This window comes from Rhodococcus sp. P4_B6 (assembly GCF_056402215.1).
Genome location: NZ_JBFUHV010000063.1, coordinates 1 through 18,479, shown reverse-complemented (window position 1 = coordinate 18,479; position 18,479 = coordinate 1). Strand labels below are relative to the sequence as shown.

17 protein-coding genes and 1 pseudogene are annotated in these 18,479 nt (G+C 64.4%); 12 read left to right on the top strand and 6 right to left on the bottom strand.

Translation table 11 applies throughout. The annotated features are described in order from the left end of the window. Positions 1–84 precede the first annotated feature (84 nt). A complete protein-coding gene (locus AC1DWT_RS26370) occupies positions 85–615 on the bottom strand; it encodes a GNAT family N-acetyltransferase (RefSeq protein WP_477922921.1) in 531 nt (176 codons plus the stop codon). Positions 616–734: 119 nt separating this feature from the next. On the opposite strand from AC1DWT_RS26370, the gene AC1DWT_RS26365 reads away from it, so the two are divergent. Both AC1DWT_RS26365 and AC1DWT_RS26360 read left to right on the top strand, forming a co-directional pair. Then, positions 735–1,898 carry a cytochrome P450 family protein gene (locus AC1DWT_RS26365; RefSeq protein WP_477922898.1) on the top strand — a complete coding sequence of 388 codons (1,164 nt, stop codon included), beginning with the start codon at positions 735–737 and terminating at the stop codon, positions 1,896–1,898. A gap of 103 nt (positions 1,899–2,001) precedes the next feature. After that, positions 2,002–3,075 (top strand): GAF domain-containing protein, encoded by a 1,074-nt coding sequence (locus AC1DWT_RS26360; protein WP_283336414.1) that lies wholly within the window; start codon positions 2,002–2,004, stop codon positions 3,073–3,075. A 346-nt stretch (positions 3,076–3,421) separates the two neighbouring features. Here AC1DWT_RS26360 and AC1DWT_RS26355 read toward each other — a convergent pair whose 3' ends face one another. Beyond that, positions 3,422–3,943 (bottom strand): helix-turn-helix domain-containing protein, encoded by a 522-nt coding sequence (locus AC1DWT_RS26355; RefSeq protein ID WP_477922897.1) that lies wholly within the window; start codon positions 3,941–3,943, stop codon positions 3,422–3,424. Between the two features lie 329 nt (positions 3,944–4,272). Between AC1DWT_RS26355 and AC1DWT_RS26350 the strand changes: the two genes are divergently transcribed. The 10 genes from AC1DWT_RS26350 to AC1DWT_RS26305 all read left to right on the top strand — a co-directional run bounded on the left by AC1DWT_RS26350 (position 4,273) and on the right by AC1DWT_RS26305 (position 12,201). Further along, on the top strand, positions 4,273–4,683 hold the full coding sequence (locus AC1DWT_RS26350) for a hypothetical protein (protein ID WP_477922896.1): 411 nt from the start codon (positions 4,273–4,275) through the stop codon (positions 4,681–4,683). Between the two features lie 307 nt (positions 4,684–4,990). Further along, positions 4,991–5,485 carry a hypothetical protein gene (locus tag AC1DWT_RS26345; RefSeq protein WP_477922895.1) on the top strand — a complete coding sequence of 165 codons (495 nt, stop codon included), beginning with the start codon at positions 4,991–4,993 and terminating at the stop codon, positions 5,483–5,485. Next, positions 5,482–5,799, top strand: a complete 318-nt coding sequence (locus tag AC1DWT_RS26340; RefSeq protein WP_283336418.1) for a hypothetical protein — start codon at positions 5,482–5,484, stop codon at positions 5,797–5,799. Before AC1DWT_RS26345 ends, AC1DWT_RS26340 begins: the two co-directional genes overlap by 4 nt. A 736-nt stretch (positions 5,800–6,535) precedes the next feature. Then, positions 6,536–7,486 (top strand): Rep protein, encoded by a 951-nt coding sequence (locus AC1DWT_RS26335; RefSeq protein WP_477922893.1) that lies wholly within the window; start codon positions 6,536–6,538, stop codon positions 7,484–7,486. A 257-nt stretch (positions 7,487–7,743) separates the two neighbouring features. Beyond that, entirely contained in the window at positions 7,744–8,748 is a 1,005-nt protein-coding gene (locus tag AC1DWT_RS26330) for an acyl-CoA dehydrogenase family protein (RefSeq protein ID WP_477922892.1), read from the top strand. A gap of 655 nt (positions 8,749–9,403) precedes the next feature. Continuing rightward, positions 9,404–9,787, top strand: a complete 384-nt coding sequence (locus AC1DWT_RS26325) for a TA system antitoxin ParD family protein (RefSeq protein ID WP_206016785.1) — start codon at positions 9,404–9,406, stop codon at positions 9,785–9,787. Next, the gene (locus tag AC1DWT_RS26320) at positions 9,784–10,374 is read left to right on the top strand and encodes an ATPase (protein ID WP_477922891.1); all 591 of its coding nucleotides are present in this window, start codon (positions 9,784–9,786) and stop codon (positions 10,372–10,374) included. The genes AC1DWT_RS26325 and AC1DWT_RS26320 overlap by 4 nt, the downstream gene beginning before the upstream one ends. Before the next feature lie 136 nt (positions 10,375–10,510). Then, complete coding sequence (locus AC1DWT_RS26315; protein ID WP_477922890.1) at positions 10,511–10,768, top strand: hypothetical protein; 258 nt, start codon at positions 10,511–10,513, stop codon at positions 10,766–10,768. 54 nt (positions 10,769–10,822) lie between these two features. Next, positions 10,823–11,794, top strand: coding sequence for a hypothetical protein (locus AC1DWT_RS26310; protein ID WP_477922888.1), 972 nt, complete (start codon positions 10,823–10,825; stop codon positions 11,792–11,794). A gap of 38 nt (positions 11,795–11,832) precedes the next feature. After that, positions 11,833–12,201 (top strand): antitoxin Xre/MbcA/ParS toxin-binding domain-containing protein, encoded by a 369-nt coding sequence (locus AC1DWT_RS26305; RefSeq protein ID WP_206016783.1) that lies wholly within the window; start codon positions 11,833–11,835, stop codon positions 12,199–12,201. A 533-nt stretch (positions 12,202–12,734) separates the two neighbouring features. Here the strand turns inward: AC1DWT_RS26305 and AC1DWT_RS26300 are convergent. The 4 genes and pseudogenes from AC1DWT_RS26300 to AC1DWT_RS26285 form a co-directional block, all read right to left on the bottom strand. Then, complete coding sequence (locus AC1DWT_RS26300) at positions 12,735–15,983, bottom strand: protein kinase domain-containing protein (RefSeq protein WP_477922887.1); 3,249 nt, start codon at positions 15,981–15,983, stop codon at positions 12,735–12,737. Positions 15,984–16,408: 425 nt separating this feature from the next. Next, entirely contained in the window at positions 16,409–18,001 is a 1,593-nt protein-coding gene (locus AC1DWT_RS26295; RefSeq protein WP_477922920.1) for an AMP-binding protein, read from the bottom strand. 63 nt (positions 18,002–18,064) lie between these two features. After that, positions 18,065–18,218 (bottom strand): annotated as a pseudogene (locus AC1DWT_RS26290) (nitronate monooxygenase); the annotation flags it as partial. 64 nt (positions 18,219–18,282) lie between these two features. Further along, positions 18,283–18,479, bottom strand: a 197-nt coding sequence (locus tag AC1DWT_RS26285; RefSeq protein ID WP_477922886.1) for a hypothetical protein, incomplete at its 5' end; no start/stop codon positions are given.

The following is an 18,479-nucleotide window of genomic DNA, read 5'->3' as shown; positions in this document are numbered from 1 at the left end:
GGAGGCCGTACACGCGGGACAGCAACGAGATGTGTCCATCTGGGCAGCTGGCTCGATTTGCCCGGCCTGGTCCCGCTCACACTGTCAGGAGGGCGTTGCCGGATCCCGCCACATCGACCACATCGTGGGGCCGGACGCGGGCAGAGTGAACACCTCTGTCACTCGAAATCCGTACTTCTCATATAGCGAGAGGTTTTCTTCCCGGGTGCAGACCAGGTAGGCAGGCATTTGCGTCTCGTCACACACCGCGAGGCGGTTGTCCAGCAAAGCGCCTGCGAATCCTTGTCCGCTGAGCGCTGGTCGTGTCCCGATGTTCACGAGATACCAGTGCGGCGCTCTGGGGTGGTGATGGTCGAGTGTGCGGCGGATTCGCAGCGCGGCGAGTGTTCGCGTTCCGAGCGCCTGTAGGAGATGGGGAGCGGCCCGGAGTGTGCTGGTGATGGGCTGCTGCCAGTGGTCCGGTGGATCCCACACCGCAACAGAGGTTGCCTCGCCGTCTTGACCCACAGCGATTTCGACTCCCCCACCTGCCAGGTGATGGGAACGCAGAGATGTACGGAAGTAGAGCGGTAGCGAGCGTTTCCGCTTCCCCGACTCGGGCCAGATCTGGGCCATCAGCGGATCGTTTGCAAAGGCGGCTGCAAGGAGTTCAGCGCACCGGTCTTCATCGTTCGTTTCCGCACTTAGGATCCTTGGCTCCATCAATCCCTCACTCAAGTGGGCACACTGTCGGTATGACTTCGAGCCTGTGCCCGTTTGCCGCTGGCACCCATGCCGTTGGCCGCATTCATGACCGTCTTCGTCAAGATACTGGTGTCCACCGCGATAAGCTTCCCGACGGCTCCCCAGTCTGGATTATCGGTGGCTATGAGGCTGTAACGAATCTCCTTGCTGATCATCGCATGTCGGCCGCCAAATCAGACTCTACTACCAATTTTCGCGGCCAGAACCTACCCAGAGCATTGGATATGAACCTGCTGAACATCGACGGTGAACAGCACCGGCGAGTGCGGCGACTCGCGACTACGGCCTTCGCTCCCGAACATCACGCTGCGCACAAGCGCGTCGTAGGCGATGCAGCGAAGAGGCTCATTGGCGATCTGCCGGCTTCCGGTGAGCTGGATTTGATGAGCGGGTTGTGCGAGCCCTTGCCGCCGCGTGTGATCGGCACTCTGCTCGGGCTTCCTCAGGACAAGCTGGACCGGTTCCAAACCGCGGYCCGCCCCATGTTTGCGATCGACACATCCGAGGAGGGCTACGCGATTCAGGGGGCGCTCGGGGCCATGCTGATGCTGGTCGCCGGTGCCATCAACGACAAGCGACAGCATCCGGGAGATGACATGCTCTCGGGATGGATCGCTGCCCGGGACGGTGAGGACTGCTTGAGTGAGGAGGAACTGATCTCCCTCGCCTTTGCGACGATCATAGGGGGATTCGAGAATGTCACCGCTTTGACCGCGCTCGTCATTGACGAAGCCGTACGATTTCGCAGCACGGAAACGCGTTTGGCGGTAGATTCCGCCGACTCCGGATCTCTACCAAAGCTCGTGCGCGAGATCATCAGTGACGTCGCCCCAGTGAACTATGCTCTGCGCCGATTTCCTCTTGAAGACATCGCGGTCAATGGAATCACCATCCCCCGAGGTGAGACAGTAATTCTATCGCTGCGTTCGGCGAATACCGACCCAGCGCGAGGTGCACGGCCCGATCTGGCCTTCGGTCGTGGCCGACATTTTTGCATCGGCGCCTCGCTCGCTGAGACGGAGGCCATTGAAGCGTTGCGCCACGTCTTTCGTCGTTGGCCACGACTGCGTCCGACGAAGGAGCGATCGGACCTCGTCCTGCGACACTCGTGGCTCGCTTATTCGCTTGCTGAACTCAGCGTATACGCCGATTGACCACTTGCCATTGCACGCTAGAACAATAGGCCTGTGTAGTCTCCTCGAATGACATTGGATTCGATCGCATTCAGGGGGCCACCTGTTGTCTACGTCGGGATGGGTGCTTGTCGAGACCCTGCAGACGAACCGTTTGACTGTCATCGAAAAGGATCGAAAGCCCAGCAGTCGAACCTCATTCGCTGGAATCCTCCGAGAGGTCAAGGACATCGGAGGGAACCGGCCTTCTAAGCAAGCTGCAGCGTGGATCGACGATCGCATCACGGAGATGCGGCAAGATTTAGTTCCCCTCGATAAGCCCGTCACGCTGGACAACGGCCGTGTTGTGCGCGTGATTGGAAGGCCAGTTGTCGGTCCCGGCGATGCACTTCACGCTGTCCACCTGTGGGTGGGGGTCGGAGCGGATACAGCACCGACGGACAAACCGTCGGCCGCCATCGGATTCACTTGGAATTCCGACCGACGGCTAGTCGATCTGACGGAGACAGCCGCTGGCGCGTTTGGACGACCCGAATGGGCCACTGCCGGCCGCGGCCTCACCGCCCCGGAAGCCCTCAGATTCGTCAGGGTTTCGGACGGCCTTTCTCTCATACGCACGATCCTCACTCGTGAGCCAGGCAAATCGTGGGTGGGGCTGGCGACTGTATTCACGCCATTGGGCCAGAGTGCCGCCCAACTGGTTGTGGGATCGGACGAATCCCCCGATGGCCGCGCAGTGTGGCGCGGTGTCCTACACGATGTCTCCGCGACCACCACCCCTCCGGCCCAGAGTCTCGAGTCAAGTGCGTTGGCCGCCCTGCGGCACGTATCGCAGAGTCACATCGTTCTCCTGGACATTGGCAAGATGCGACTGATCGACTGGATCACCGATCCGATCCCACAGATCCAGTGGAAGGGCATGGTCGACAACAGGGACACACCCCATCCAGACGACGTCCAACGCATCTTCGACACCGCAGGGCAAGTCTTCGGCGGCCACACCCCGCGCGGTGAGGTGAAAGGGATTCGACTACGCCGGTACGGTGGCGGCTGGACCGTTGTCGACGCTTCCGGAGGAGTGTTGCCCACGGCAGGAGAGGGTCCTTTGCTGGCATTGGTTCAGTTCGACGTCACCGGCATGTCCAATGAACCTGACCCGGTACCCCCGACCGATAACGGCCACCCAGGCCTCGAATGAGAGGATCGTTCGTGTTGCGAGCCACCACATGAGCCTTATAGCATCCGTGTAACTCACGCATCCTCGATGCGTTTTCCCGGCACAGGTCGCTGACGGTACCGGACGAGAGTTGAGCGTCATTCGTGACGCTCCCTTGTCCATGCCGTTTTGAAAAAGCGAGGTGCCGATGAATTCGCCGACCTACCCACTAATCACGCTGCGAGATGCCGCGGTTGGTCGCGCGACTTCATTCTTGATGTTGCCCTCGACCTCGCCGAGAGATGGCTGGTCGTCCCAAGTCACCTCGCGGCGAATCTCTTCCAACGCAAGCGCCCACGAGTTCGCACCTGAACTGACCTACGCCGGTCTACGCAGGGGTCTGCGGGGGCCGGTTTCGAGCACGAGCGTAGGCTGCTCGCAGGTCATCGACCGTAATGTTCAGCGCGGCAGCGATTCGTGCTGTCACACCGGGGTCCTCCGGCCAGGTCTCACCACGTTCAAGTCGTCCGAGCTTCGCGACGTTGATTCCCGCGGCATTGGCAAGCTCGAATTGAGTCAACTTGGCCAACGTCCGCCAGTCACCTGGAAATCGTTCGTCATGTGGCACCGAGACCACGGTCCCCAAATCTTCGACCTCGAGCACTCGGAGCACTGTGCGCAGCGAATCGATTTGGGGGGTGCCACCGCCGTTTTCCCATCGCCGGAGCGTCGTCTCTCCCACGTCCGACTTGCGGGCGAGGTCGGATATGGACATGCCAGCAGTCTCACGCGCAGCAGTCAACGCAGATGGCACAAAGCCGCGCGTCACACGCCGAGTCAACTTCGACCGCCGACGTTCTTCCCTCTCATAAGCGGTCACGATGCCTCGCTTCTGTTGACATCCGCACATACGGCGGATTTAAATGGCGGATATAGATTATGGTGTACATGCATCCTTCCACGATCCAGCACCTACTCAGAACGGACGCCATGACCTAACAGAGGGAAACCCCCGCCCGGTTGCAGCCGGACGGGGGCCGTACCGAACAGGGTTGCAGCCCTGATCAGCGTGCTTCTTCAGCTAGCAGAACTGGAGGTCTGCCAATGGAAACGATAGGCGTCGTCGACGGGGGTGTCGACGAAACAGATGTGTTGGATTGGTCGAACCATCAAATCCGAAGGTTCATCCAAGCCCACGACTCGATGTGCGGATGCTCTACAGGTACAGAGCGGTGCGCGGTGTACCGAGCAGCGCATGAAGAAGCCTTCTTCCGCCGGGTCAGCACAAACCTCCCCGATCGCGTCGACGGACCGCAGGCCACCGATGAGCGACTCCCGTGCACGCGCAATCCCCGCGGATGGGACACCGACGTCGCCAGCACAGGTCAACTCCTCGCCGCCATCGACGCGTGCAAGAGTTGCCCGTTCTTAGCGACCTGCGAGGAACAGGCGCAGGAAGGCCGGGCACGATCGATGGTGTGGGCCGCGGTGGCTTACGACCGCGACGGCGAGCCGATCGGAATCTCGGGGCTGTCCGCGTGGGTGCGAACGCGGGACGGCATCCGGCTGCGCGACCAGAAGCAGACGTCGCAGGTCACCGCACTACGTGTACCGCACACGATGTCGGCGCCAGCGGGGCGGGCATCTTGACGGCGCCGCAGATCTACCCCGTCCGCCTCCACGAGGCCACTAATGTCGAACTCTCGGCGTCGAATGTGGTTGGGGGTCCCAATCGGGTCACCTTCGATGTGAAGCGTGACTGCTCGCACTGCCCGCGGTTGGAGGCCTGTCGCGCGGATGTCGCGACGGTGGAGTCCGCGGGGGACACGCCGCGTTCCATGATCTGGACGGGTGTCGTGTGCCGGCACGACGGAACGGTGATCGCGACCGATCGTGAGATCCGGGTGTACTGCAACCAGGTCGAAGGCCAACGAGCAGTCGAGCGGGGGTCGGCGGCATGATCAGTCTTTCCGACCGCGTCCTGCTCATGGCGACCGGCGAGATCGAGTGCCCCGGCACCGAGGAGCCCGCTTCCCTGCGGTGGAACTGGCTCGCTGACATGTACTCCCACCCGGTGTGGGGTCTGGTCACCATTCCCGGCTTCTCCGTATCCGTGGGATGCGAGATCGCTATGTTGTGCCGCGATATGCCGACCGGCACGGTCAACTCCCTTGCTACCCGTTGGGATGCGGTGCACCGGCTCGGGGCGATCGGCGCCAGCCGCGCTCAGTCGGCGGCGCTCTACGCCTGGTCCGCGGTCGCCGATACCACCGTCGATGCTCATGACTACCTGAGTGGCCATCAGTTCAGTGGTGCGGAAGCTGTCGCTGCCGCGTTCTGGGCGCACCTCGCCGCCAAACCGGGCTCTGTTGCCGAGGCGTGCGTCGCCGCGGCCATCGAGGCATGGGATTTACGACTGCACCGTCCCTCGACGAGAGGGGCAGTCGCATGAGGGGTCTTACCGCCACCGACCGTCACGGGCGAACGTGGGACATCATCGCGATAGAGAGCGTCATCTGYGCACTCCTCGTCACCGACACCAGGACGCCGACCGTGATGTCCGCTCCGGATCTCATCGACACGCACGGCCCAATCCGCCTCGCACCGGACAGGTGTCGTCTCAGCCCGGGAGCACGCGACGCGCTCGTAGATGTCGTCGACCTCGTCGCATCGGAGCCCGAAACAGCCACGATTGAGCAGATCCGTGAGGTCGCCGCCGCGGCGCACCTGTTGCTCGGTGTGCAGCCGGCACCGCGGTCGGCGTAACCGAGGCGGCTGCGGCCACAACCACCCTTCCCGGTCCCCTTCAGCGGACACGCGCGAACCTCCACAGTTCGCGGTGACCGCGCTAGTGGATCGGCACCCACCCACGCCCATAGCGAGGCGATGCCCCTGACCGCGTAACCCTCGCGCTACCCGATAACCCAAATTCCATAGCAGACCCTCAGAAACACGAAAACCCCCTTGGTGGGGGTGGTTTCAGATTCACGAACCGCTCCGCGGCATTTTGTTGAGGAGGACTTGCCGGTCCTCCTCAACCAAGGGGGTGAAGGCCTTGCCGAGCCGTCACATTCTCTGAGGGTGAGTGTCGGAAGTTACCCGCTTCCGACGCTCGTACTGCATTCCCCGAAGGGACTTACCTGTGACAGGTACGTCTGATACTAACGCATGCGCTGAATCAGCACCTACACAACCTGTTTCGCCCACCAACATCCGGTCATCCGTCCACGGCGGTACGCACATTCCGCAGTCGGCAGAAGTCGACACCTGGGAAGCCTCCGTCCACGCCGCCACCCACGCCATCAACAAACTGCACGAATACAACCGCGACACCGGGCAACGCGGCCGATCCTTCACCCTCCCCACCACACCCGGACGCGAAGCCACCATCCCCGTATGGTCCGGCCGCACCGAATGGCTACGCCAACTCCGCCACCACATCACCCACACCACCACCGGCCAAGCCGCACTCACCGCCCACAGCATCGGTATCGAACGCCTGATGGCCGTCGCCACAGCCCACGCCCGATTCGCGGATTCCACCACCGGCCGCGGTGTCACCGCATCCCGGCAACTCATCGCACACCACGCCGGAGTCTCACTCTCCGTCGTCAACCGCGCCCGCCGCGTTCTCAAAACCCTGAGCATGGGCGTCGAACTCGAACGTGGCCGAACCCTCCGCACCCACGAATACCTGGCAGCCGAACTCCACCACGGCGGCCAACAACACCAAGCCGCATCCGTCTGGGCACTCAGCTCCCCGAAACACATCGTCGACGCCACTCCCCCACCCCCACAACGCCCACCGCGTCCGTGCCGCACCCGCGCCGCCCGACGTCTCGCACGCCACCGCACCCGGCCCCAACAGCCCACCACCGCGGCCAGCACAACTCATCCCCAGGCGACCGGTGCTGACACCCTATCCCCCGGTACTTACGTTCCTTCACATACTCTTTCGTTACGAAGTGCTCACCAACGCGCACACGCGCGGCCCACCACACCCACCCCACAACCCCGACCCTTACACCTCCAACGAGCCGCCGCCACCCTCATCGCCCGCTCCCCCGTTCTCACCCGCGGCCATATCGGCAACATCTGCGACACCATCCAGGCCGCCGGCATCGACACCACCCGCTGGACCGGCCACGACATCGCACAGACCCTCGAGCGCGACACCCGAGAACGTGGCTGGACCTGGCCCACAGCAGACCGGATCAGCTCACCGGTCGCCCTCCTTCGCTGGCGACTGACCCACATCGACTGGACCGGCCCCTCACCCAGCCAGCACCGCGCCGCGGCCGACGCCCGGCGCCGCCGCGAACAACAAGCCCTCCGCACCGCAATCCACCGTCGCAACGCCATGCGAGCAACCCCGGAGCAGCGGGAAGCCGTCCTCGCACAGATCCGCCGGACCCTGCGTCACAACGCACATCGCCGAGTTGATGTCCGATGAGCCGTCCAGCGGGACGTTCACCAGTCTCGCGGGTAGTCCTCCACCATCATCGAGCCGCCGCACCTCGGGTCACGGACCGACTGCTACTGCCGTGGGACTACACCGGAGGCGATCCGGGGAACATCTCGATCGCAGTTGCGGCAGTGGACCGCTGCCGCAGTGGTGCGAGTTCTCAGAAGCTGGACGAGTCTCACGGCGTCCGCCCACCATTGGATTACGTCGGCTGGGTGCGGCGCAGTGTGGATACGGTGTCAGCCATGACCGACTGGGTACAGCAAGCGCAAACCCTCACCGACCAGGTGCTGCGACCCGCCGCGGCGGAGGTCGACACGTCGGGGAAGATCCCGCCCTCGCACTTTTCCGCACTACGCGACCGGGGCTTCTACGGCCTCGCCTTCGCCACCAAAGATCCCGTCAACACCCTCGCCGACGTCGGCGAAATCCTCATCAGCGGCTGCCTGGCGACCGCATTCGTCTGGGCACAACACCACGGCACCCTCCTCCGAATTATGATGTCGAGGAACAACACCCTCAAAGCCCGCTATCTCGCCGACCTGCGCAGCGGCGCCATCACCGCCGGGGTCTCCGGCAGCGGCTACGCGAACCCGGACAACCCCGTCATCGTCGCGACCGAAACAGACGATGGATACACCATTACCGGGCAGGCACCGTTCGTGACCGGATGGGGCCTCGTCGACACTATTGGCGTCACCGCATTCGACACCCGAGCCCAGAAAACCGTCACCTTCCTGATGGACGCAACCGACGGTCGAGGTGTCCACGCGAACCGAATCTGCCTGTCCGCGGCCGACGCATCCAACACCGTCGAACTGACCTTCAACGGATACGAAGTCCCCCACGCCTCGGTCATCCACGTCCGAATGGCTCGTCGCGGCGGACTCAGCATCGCGGACCGCGCCATTCTCCGGATCAACGGCTCCCTCGCCCTCGGCGTGGCACGAGCGTGCCTGACCGAAGCCGACCGCATCGGACACCCCTGCCCGCAACTGCGGGAAACACACACCACGATCCGCACAGCACTCAACAACGCGGCCACAGGCGACGGAGACATCTACAACGCCCGCGCCCAGGCCAGCCAATTCGCCGTCACCGCCGCCACCTACGTCGCCACCGCCGCGGGGAGCCGATCGGTCACACGCGGTGAGCCCACCGAGCGGTTGGTCCGGGAAGCCGCCTTCAGTGCCGTCTGCACCACCACCCCGGAAATCAAGTCCCGCATCCTGACCGCACGCCACCCCTAGTGGAACCGCCGGACCGAGACGCATGACGGCGATCCCAGACCCCGACTTCCCGCACCCTCAGTTCCATCGCAATCCTCCCCGTCTCACTCCACCGGAACCGGCGATCAGGCGGACCGACCCGCCCCTCTGATCAGTCAGCAGAACAGCGCCCGAACCAGAAGAATCGTCCGCCAGGTCGCCGCCCACCGTGATGCACGGTGCATCACCCAACCCCCCGCCGTGAGTCCCACCTACCCCGGGGCGACCACTTCGCGGTAAGGCGAGTTGGCGAATCTCGGCCAGTTACCCTTGCGCCCTCGAACCATGCGTGGAGCACCGCGCTCAGGGATGGTTCGAGAGCGGCTCAGCTACGCGACTCGCAGCGGAGGCAGGAGTCAGCAAACCCGGCGGGTCGTATCCCGGAATGCCAAGTCTCGACCCGACGGGATACGGCCGCACCCTCGACGTTAAACCGCCTCCGGACTGACCTCAATGGCCAGTTGGGGGCGGCTTTTTGTCGTCTAGGGGACCTTCACCGCACCCGGCGGCGTGGTCTCGAAGGGAGGACCGACGATCGTCGGCGGATTCGGGCGGACCCCGACAACAGGAACCCGACAGCGCCTGTAGCTATCAGCTACACTTGTAGCAAGTAGCTACACCACCTGAGAGTGAAGCGATGCACAGCACTGGCGACAAGGTCACCCGCCTGGCAGCCGACCTGGTGGCCAGCGCCATGGCCGAGGGAGAACGGCAACACCGCACCGGACGCCAACAACTCGAACACTGGGCCCGGGTGGGACGTGCGGTCTCGAGCCGACAGACCGCGGCCCGCCGCCGAGTAGAAGACGCCCTCGCCGGCCGGTTGCCGCTCGGCGAACTCGGACCCGAAGAAGGCACAGTGTTCAACGCCGAGATCAACGCGGCGATCGAGGAACAACTGGCCACCACCGACTACGGCTCTACGCTCGCCGCCCAGGGAATCACCACCGTCGCGCTGTCCGAGGACGGTCAGATCATCGAGTACCGTCCCGACGGCACGCGCACAATCCTGCCCGAGTGAAACGACTCGACCTGGTGGCCGGCTGCAACGGCGCCGGCAAGTCCACCTTCGTGGCCTTCACCCTCGCCCCCCTGCTGCCAGCCAGCCCGCTCGTCAATGCCGACGAAATCGCCACACAACGATGGCCGGCAGATCCGGCCATCCACTCCTATGAGGCGGCGGAGATCGCCGCGAAGACCCGAGCACACCTGCTGACCCTGGGGAAATCGTTCATCGCCGCGACGGTGTTCTCCCAAGCGTCGAAACTGGAGCTGATCGACCAAGCGCGCACACACGACTACACCGTCGTCTTGCATGTGCTAATGATTCCCGAGGAACTAGCGGTCCAGCGTGTGCGCTGCCGGGTGCAAGCCGGCGGACACGACGTGCCCGAAGACAAGATCCGCCAGCGATACCAAAGAATATGGGGCCTCGTCGCTCAGGCGTTCCCACGTTTCGATCACGCGAGCGTGTACGACAACAGCTCGAGCACCGGCCCGCGCATCGTCGCCCAGTTCACCGACGGTCACGTCGTCGGCGAAGCCACCTGGCCCGCCTGGACACCCACAGAACTGACATCGCACACCAGCCGGGGCGAGCACCCATAGGCGCAGCAATAGCCCGGCGGATCCGAACACCCAGAACACGAGAAACCAACAGACACGGCCACCGACCACGACGCACCGAAAGTCACCGACTCCGACGAGACGGACACCTCCCTCCAACAGCTCACCACCAGCCGGGGTGGTCGCGGTGATCGAACATTGTGAGGCACGCGAGTTCGTCCACGAGGTGTTCGACCACCATCGCGGCGTTCAACGCAATTTCACCGCCGATGCATTCCTCGCCGCCTACCTGCTCACACCGATGCTCGGCCTACCGATGCACCAGACAAAAGTCGCGACGGTGGTGCGGGGATGGACCGATCGGCAACGCGCGGCACTTGAGCTGCCGGACGGTGTGCCCATCAGTTACGAGGCCATCAACGATGCGTTACGGTGACTGATGAACGCGTGCCGATCATCTCGGTATCCCGAGTGGGACGAGCATCGCTTCGTGCAGGCCCTGCTCGATGCCTCCCTGTGGGGTCACCCGTCGACCGGGGCCGTGGCTCTGGATTCGACCGACCTCTCGACGTGGGGGCGGGTGCGCCACCGCAAACCGCTCGTCGACGCCGACCCCGACTCGCCGCCGCCGCCGGATCATCCGCTCGCGCCGCCGGATCCGAACCATCCGCATGCCCGCAGGAGCGGGCACCACCTCCCGGACGCCCCGACCGGGCCGGATCGCCGCTACATCTGCACGGCCGACATGGACGCGCGGATGGGCTGGCGCAGCAGTGAGTTCGAGGAAACGATCTTCTTCTGCGGTTATGGCCTGCACGTGATCACCGATGTGCCATCCGTGCCCGGCCGTGGCCCGGTGGTACACGTGGCCCGGGCGATGAACCTCTCCCCGGCCGGGTCGCACAAGGGCATCGGTGGCCTGCCCGCCGTTCACGCGCTCGGTGACACCATCGGCAAGCCGCGGCAGCTCATCGCCGACCGCGCCTACAACTACGTCACCAACGACACGTTCGCGTTGCCGGTCTGGCAGCTCGGCTACACCACCATCTACGACCTGCACCCCAAACAGCGCGGCATACACCCCGGACCCGACGGTAGCGACACCCTCTGGATCGACGGCACCCTCTACCCGACGAGTCTTCCTGCGGGGCTGCACGACATCGAGCCGATCGACACCAAGATGGACGCCGGCGTGCGCGGGCGGCTCGACCGCCGGCACCAGGCCCGCCAGGCCTACGCCTTCGTCCCACACGGCGCCCGCCAACCCGACGGATCCCGGCGTTACCGCGGGCCCGCCGTTCCTCCGGCCCGGGTTCGCTGCCCGAACAATCCCGTCTCGATGCGCGCACCGCACAGCGTCCCGACCACCTCCTGCACATCGGGAACACCGTGCGGGTGCGGGCGCACGATCACCCTGTCCGACGCCGATTACCCGGACCTGCGGATGCCGTTCCAGCAGTAGCGTGAACAGCACACGGGGGCTGACCGAGGAGAGGCGAAATGGTCGACACAGGCACCGGACCCGACACGGCAGCGCGCACCCTCATCACCGAATTGCGGTCACTCCTGGGCGCGAAACTCGTTGCATACCTGGCCGAAGCGCCCGACACCGCCACCGTCCACGGATGGGTGGACGGCACCACCCCACTACCCGACCACGCCATCCTCGACCGACTCCAGGTCGCCCTCGACGCCGCACGACGAATCGGCGCGCGCGACACCCCCGCCGTCATCCAAACCTGGTTCCAAGGACGAAACCCCGCACTCGACAACCAACCACCCGCACAGCTACTCCGCGAACCGAACCTCGACACCGTGCGCGACACCATGCTCGCTGCCGCAACCGAATTCGCCACGCACGGCTCCTGACCGCACATCATGCAACCAGAATGGAGCGGCCGCAGTCCAGCAACCAGCTCTCTCGGTAGTTGCTCTTTCAGACGCATCGGCAGATCGTAGCTATCTTGAAAGTCGAGATAGGTGGTCAGCAGCACATAAGCGGTGCGCGAAGACTACTCACCATGAGTATTGTCCTTCGTGTCATTTCAGGAAGCAGTGGTTGCCGCCCTGAACCCCACATGGGTCGGAGACGATCGTATTCGGCCGCTTTGATCCCAAAGTGCGCTGAAGGCCCGAACGTCGCACGACCACTGTCGATTCCGTCAGGAGGTGCGCTGTTCCGATCGAGGGTTCATAAACGACCGTTTTAGGAACCCGCTTTCAATATCAAACGGCGACTGCACCGCTAGCTGGCACGTGCGACCGTGTGCAGTCGGCTTTTGGTGATGGCATTCAGGAGTGGACTACACGGCCAGCACAAGTACCCACGAAACCTTCCATGGCTCGATGGAGGCGGGTCCGATGTCCGGCTGACCGTGCCTCCCCGTCACGCTGAGCGTAAATTAGGATGATTGTCTCTCTTCGACAACCCAGGCAGCGACCTGTGCTCTTGAGGTGAATCCGAGTTTGGTGAGGATGTGTTCGACATGTCCCTGAGCGGTGCGCTGCGAGATGACGAGGCGGGCGGCGATCGCCTTGTTGGTCAGACCCTCGGCGATCAGTTCGGCGACCTGTTTTTCGCGTTTCGTCAGGGTGGTGGAATCTGGAGGACTCGTCTTCGGGGTCTGCTCGCGGAGTGCGTAGGAGACAGCGGACGTGAGATCCATTGCCCTGCCGTGTTGCCAGGGTTGCTCGAAGGCGCGTTCGGTGAGCATCCGGCGGGCGGACCGCTCGCATTCTTCGTGATAAACGAACAGGTCGGGAACGATTACGGACGGGCTCCCGGCAGCGCGGCCGAGCGTCTCCGCGGCCCCCATCAGTGTGCTGGCGCGTTCAGGGTCACTGGTTCCGGCGATCCAGGCGAGTACTTCGACGCAGTTCGCGCAACTGACCGGGTCGTCGACGAGTCGAGCGAGCCGCACTCCTTCTTCGAGTAGGTCGGTTGCGCGGCGCTGATCACCCAGTCGCCATTGTGCGACGGCCATGGCCCACAGTGCGTAGGCCCGATAGACGGATTCACCTTGAGCTTCCGTGATCGCGAGAACTTCCTCGTAGCATTCGACTGCCCGGTGGGGTTGGGTGTCGGCCAGTTGATACGTCAATCCCAGCAGCGTCAGGGACTCGATCCGCAGTGCGAGTTCGTTCTCGGCATGTCGCAACACAGGCTGTGCCCGCTCCAGACGTGACGCCGCGCGTGTGAGATCGCCGGTGAACAATCCGACGATGCCGTCCGCGTGGTCGACGATCGCGTGCGCTATCGGGTCGGTCATCTGATCGGCGAGGATCCGCGCCCGCTCGACAAGGGCAGCACCTCGCTGATGGTCCTGCTGCTGTTCGGACATCAGGCAGTCGGCGTACAGCGCCCGGATGTAGGTGATGGTCGGGCGTTCTTTCTGGAGTGACAGGAATTGGTCAAGCCAGCGCCTCGCCTCGCTGAGCTGGCCTCGCGACCCCCAGAGCTGCAACAAGGGTGTGGCCATCTGCAAACCGGCGTCGGCATCGCTTTCGGCGAGGCAGAAGTCCATCGCGTCCCGCAGATTGGGCTGCTCACTGCTGAGTCGCTCCATCCACTCGAGCTGCCTGGGACCGATGAACTCGTCCTCGGCGGTGCGAGCCAGCTGGCGGTACCAATCCCGGTGCCGCCGGCGCAAGTCGTGGTAGTCGTCGATTTCCTGGGCCTTTTCTCGTCCGTAGGCGCGGAGGGTCTCGAGCAGCCTGAAGCGGACCGCGGTGCCGTGCTCTTCGCGGATGAGGATCGACTTGTCGACGAGGGATGCCACCGAGTCCAGCAGGTCGCCGGTATTGTCCCCGCACACGTGTTCTGCGGCATCGAGTTCGAAGCTGCCGGTGAATACCGACAGCCGTAGCCACGTGGATTGTTCGAGCGGGGTGCACAGGTCGTAGCTCCAGTCGACGCACAACCGAAGCGTCTGCTGGCGCGACGGCGCGCCTCGGCTCCCGCGAGTCAACAACGCATAGCGGTCGGAAAGCCGTTGCAGAATCTGTTCGGGCGACATCGCACGCAACCGCGCTGCCGCCAGTTCGATCGGCAGGGGCAATCCGTCCAGCCGGTGACAAATCCGCGCTACAGCGGACTTGTTGGCATCGGTCAACGCGAAGGTCGAGACCGCGGTGGTGGCGCGTTCGGTGAACAGCGACACCGCGTCGTAACGGGGCAGACCCTGCAGGGACGGCTCGCGGTCGGGGTCGGGGACGGTGAGTGGGGGAACGCGCAGTGCTGCCTCGCCGGCAATTGCAAGGGGTTCGCGGCTTGTCGCGAGGATGCGCAGATTCGGGTTCTGCTGAAGCAGAACCGTCGCGAGGTCGGCAACCGCGTCGATCACTTGCTCGCAGTTGTCCAAGATCAGCAACAGTTCTCGCGAAGACAGGAAGTCCAGCAGAATCTCGCGTAGCGACCGGTCAGTTTGGTCCCGCACACCGAGGGTTGCGGCCACCACGTCGATCAAGCGGGACGGGGTATCGACCTCGTCGAGCTCGACGAACCATGTGCCGTCGGCGAACTCGCGGCGGATGCTCGATGCAAGTCGAAGTGCGAGGCGTGTTTTCCCGACTCCGCCGATTCCGGCCAATGTCAGCAGGCGCGACGACGTCAGTAGATTCTTCGCTTCGGCGAGTTCGTGCCTGCGACCGACGAAGCTGGACAACTCCAGGGGGAGATTCCCCCTCTCGTGGCGGGAAGGGTTCAGGTGAATCCTCTCCTGCGGTGCTGGTTCTGTATCCGGGGCGGGTCGCACGTGGAGCGCCATGTCGTCTGCAGATATCCCGCGGCGACGTCGGATCTCGCGCAGGTTCTCGCCCAACGCTAGGGCTGAGGGTTGCCGGTCCTCGGGGCGACGGGCCATTGCCTGTTCGATCACGGTAGCGACATCGTCGGCGAGGCCGTGATCCCGAAGATCCGGTGCCGGTTCCTTTGTGATGCGGATGAATTGGGCGACCAACTGTTCGCCGCTGCGGCGCTCGAATGCGGCGTGGCCGGTGACTGCGCAGAACAGGGTGGCTCCGAGTCCGTATATGTCCGAGGCGGGGCTTGGGGCGGCGCCGCCGAGGACCTCGGGCGCAGTGAACGCAGGTGAACCGGTGACGATGCCGGTAGCGGTCTCGAACCCGCCGGATATATGCGCGATCCCGAAGTCCGTGAGTGCCGGCTCGCCATAGTCGGTGAGGAGAATGTTCGCCGGCTTGATGTCGCGGTGGACGATGCCCTCGCCGTGGGCAACCTCTAACGCACCTGCCAGTTTCACCCCTAACTGCAGTACGTCGTCCACACCTAACGGGCCGTGCCGTCGGATACGTTCGTCCAGGGAGCCCTGCGGGTGGTACGGCATCACGATGAATGGTTGTCCGCTGTCGGTGACCCCGACCTGGAGGACGTTGACGATGTTGGGGTGGCCGGTCAGGCGGCCCATCGCCCTCTGTTCGCGAAAGAAGCGCTCCCGGTTCTCCTCCGCGAGATCGTTGGTGAGCACCTTGACGGCGACGATCCGGTCGAGTGCGGGTTGCGTGCACCGGTACACGACACCGAAGCCTCCACGCCCGATCTCCCGGGCGTCGTCGAATCCGTCGGCTGCCAGTTCCGACGCGACTGACGGGGTCACATCGCGATGGGTCTCGAACGGATCGATATCGGACATCGTCCGGATCGATTCATCCGGTCCGCGATATGTTCGATGAAATCTGCACGTTCAGCCTCTCGACGACGTGTTTCCAGGATATCGCTGACGGTAGCCTGAACGATGCGGGCTACGGTAGCCTCGAACCCCGTCACGACACCGACAGACTCGATGCTGCACGAACACGTGTGGCAGCGCAGATGCTGCGTTCACGCTGGCGGCGGCGCCCTTATACCGTCGACCGTGGCGCTCTGGGGTGCTCGGTGTGGATCTTGTCGTCGGCGACAAATTGGTCGAGCAAGCCGAGGCGCACGGCCTCGGTGGCCTCGTCGATCTGGGTGAAAYCCATCGACATGCCTGCGGCCGCCATGGAGATGGGCAGCTGCAGGACACCGTCGATGAGGGTGGCGGTAGTGGTCGGTTCGATGTGTGCCTTGTCGGAGGGCCTACCTCCCGGCAGTTTCGGCGGCGCGTAGGTCCTTGCGGAGGATCTTGCCCGCGGCGGACTTCGGCACCAGGTCGATGAACTCGACCTTGCGGACCTTCTTGTGCGGCGACACCCGCTCGGCGACGAACGCGATGACCGCGGCCTCGTCGAGTTCGGCACCGGGCTGGCGGACGACGAACGCCTTCGGCACCTCCTCACCCTCGTCGTCGAGAACCCCGATGACGGCGGCGTCGGCGATCTGCGGGTGCGTCAACAGCAACGCCTCCAGCTCGGCGGGCGGCACCTGGTAGCCCTTGTACTTGATCAGCTCCTTCATCCGGTCCACGATCGTCACGACGCCCTCGGAGTCGACGGTCGCGATGTCGCCGGTGTGCAGGTACCCGTCCCCGTCCAGGGTCTCCGCGGTGGCCTCGTCGTTGCCGAGGTACCCGGCCATGATGTTCGGGCCCTTGCACCACAACTCACCCGGCTCACTGACCCCGTCGGTCGGGTAGGCGACCTCCTCGCCGGTGGCCGGGTCGACCAGCTTGCATTCCATGTTCGCGATCGACGGACCCACCGAATCCAGGGCGATGTCGTCACGGTCGAACGGAATCGCATGCGAGACCGGGCTCATCTCCGACATCCCGTAGCCCTGCCGCACCCGGCAACCCAGCCGGTTCGCGACGGCCTTGCCCAGCTCCTGATCCAGCGGGGCGGCGCCGGAGAAGATCGAATGCACACTCGACAGGTCGTAATCGTCGACCAGCGGATGCTTGGCCAACGCCACCGCGACCGGCGGGGCGATGAACACATACGTGCACTTCTGCCCGGACACGATCTTCAGGAATTCGACCAGGTCGAACTTCGGCATCGTCACCAAGCTCGCCCGGTTGTACAGGGCCGCGTTCAGCAGCACCGTCATCCCGTAGATGTGGAAGAACGGCAGCACCGCCAGGAGCTTGTCGTCGGCGCCGATGCCCATCCGCGGGTTGATCTGACACACATTCGCCACCAGGTTGCGGTGCGTGAGCATCACCCCCTTGGGCCGGCCGGTGGTCCCGGACGAGTACGGCAGCACCGCCAGCTGGGTCGCCGGATCGAACGACACGTCCGGGGCGGGGGCGCCCTCGGCCAGCAGATCTTTCAGCGACGGGTGCCCGTCGGCGCCGTCGAGGACGATCACGTTCGCTACCGGAATCCCGACCTTCGCGGCCGCGGCCTTGGCCTGCGGCAGCAGCGGGGAGACGGTGAACAGGAACTTCGCCTTCGAGTCGGTGAGCTGCTTGGCGATGTCCTCGGCGGTGTAGAGGGCGTTGATGGTGGTCGCGACGCCACCGGCCCGCAGGATCCCGTGGAACACCGACGCGAACGCGGGAACGTTCGGCGAATGCAGACCCACCACCTCACCGACGGCGAGACCGCGCGCGGCCAACGCCCCGGCCACCCCGTTGATCTGGGCGATGAGCGACTGGTACGTGGTGACCGCGCCGGAGGCACCGTCGATCAGCGCGGGCCGGTCCCCATCGGCCGTGTCGACCTGGCCGAAAAGGAAATCGTAGACACTGAGGTTCGGAATCTCGACGTCCGGAAACGGGCTCTTGAAGCTCACTGGGGCCTCTCCCTCGAAGTGTTGCAGCAGTGGTGAATTGGTCTCGTAGCCCGGTCGCCGGGCGCCGGTGGCGAGTCCGCCGCTCGCGCGATGATCGGGACGGACTGCGCCCGGGCCGCGGCGGGGATCAGCACGAGCCCGGGACGTCGTCCTCGCCGGGGTGTCCGGCGCACTCGAAGCCGTCGATGCCGATCGCGTCGACCCCGAGTTGTTCGGCTGAGGGCGTGCCCGGACCACGCGGCAACGACCCCGCGCCTCCGGCAAGCTGGCGAAGCGACTGCTCAAACTCTGATTGCCGAGTCCTTCTCTCTCGCGGCCTGGCTCAGGCTCGCCAGTACGGCCTTCGCCGCTCGCTCGCCCGACGTCGCTGCGTCGGCGAGCGACGGCAGATCGAGCTGGTAGTCGCCGGCGAGGTAGGTCAGTCTCTWATACACATCTCCGAGCCCACGAGACATAWAGTTATCKCGTAWGCCGTCTT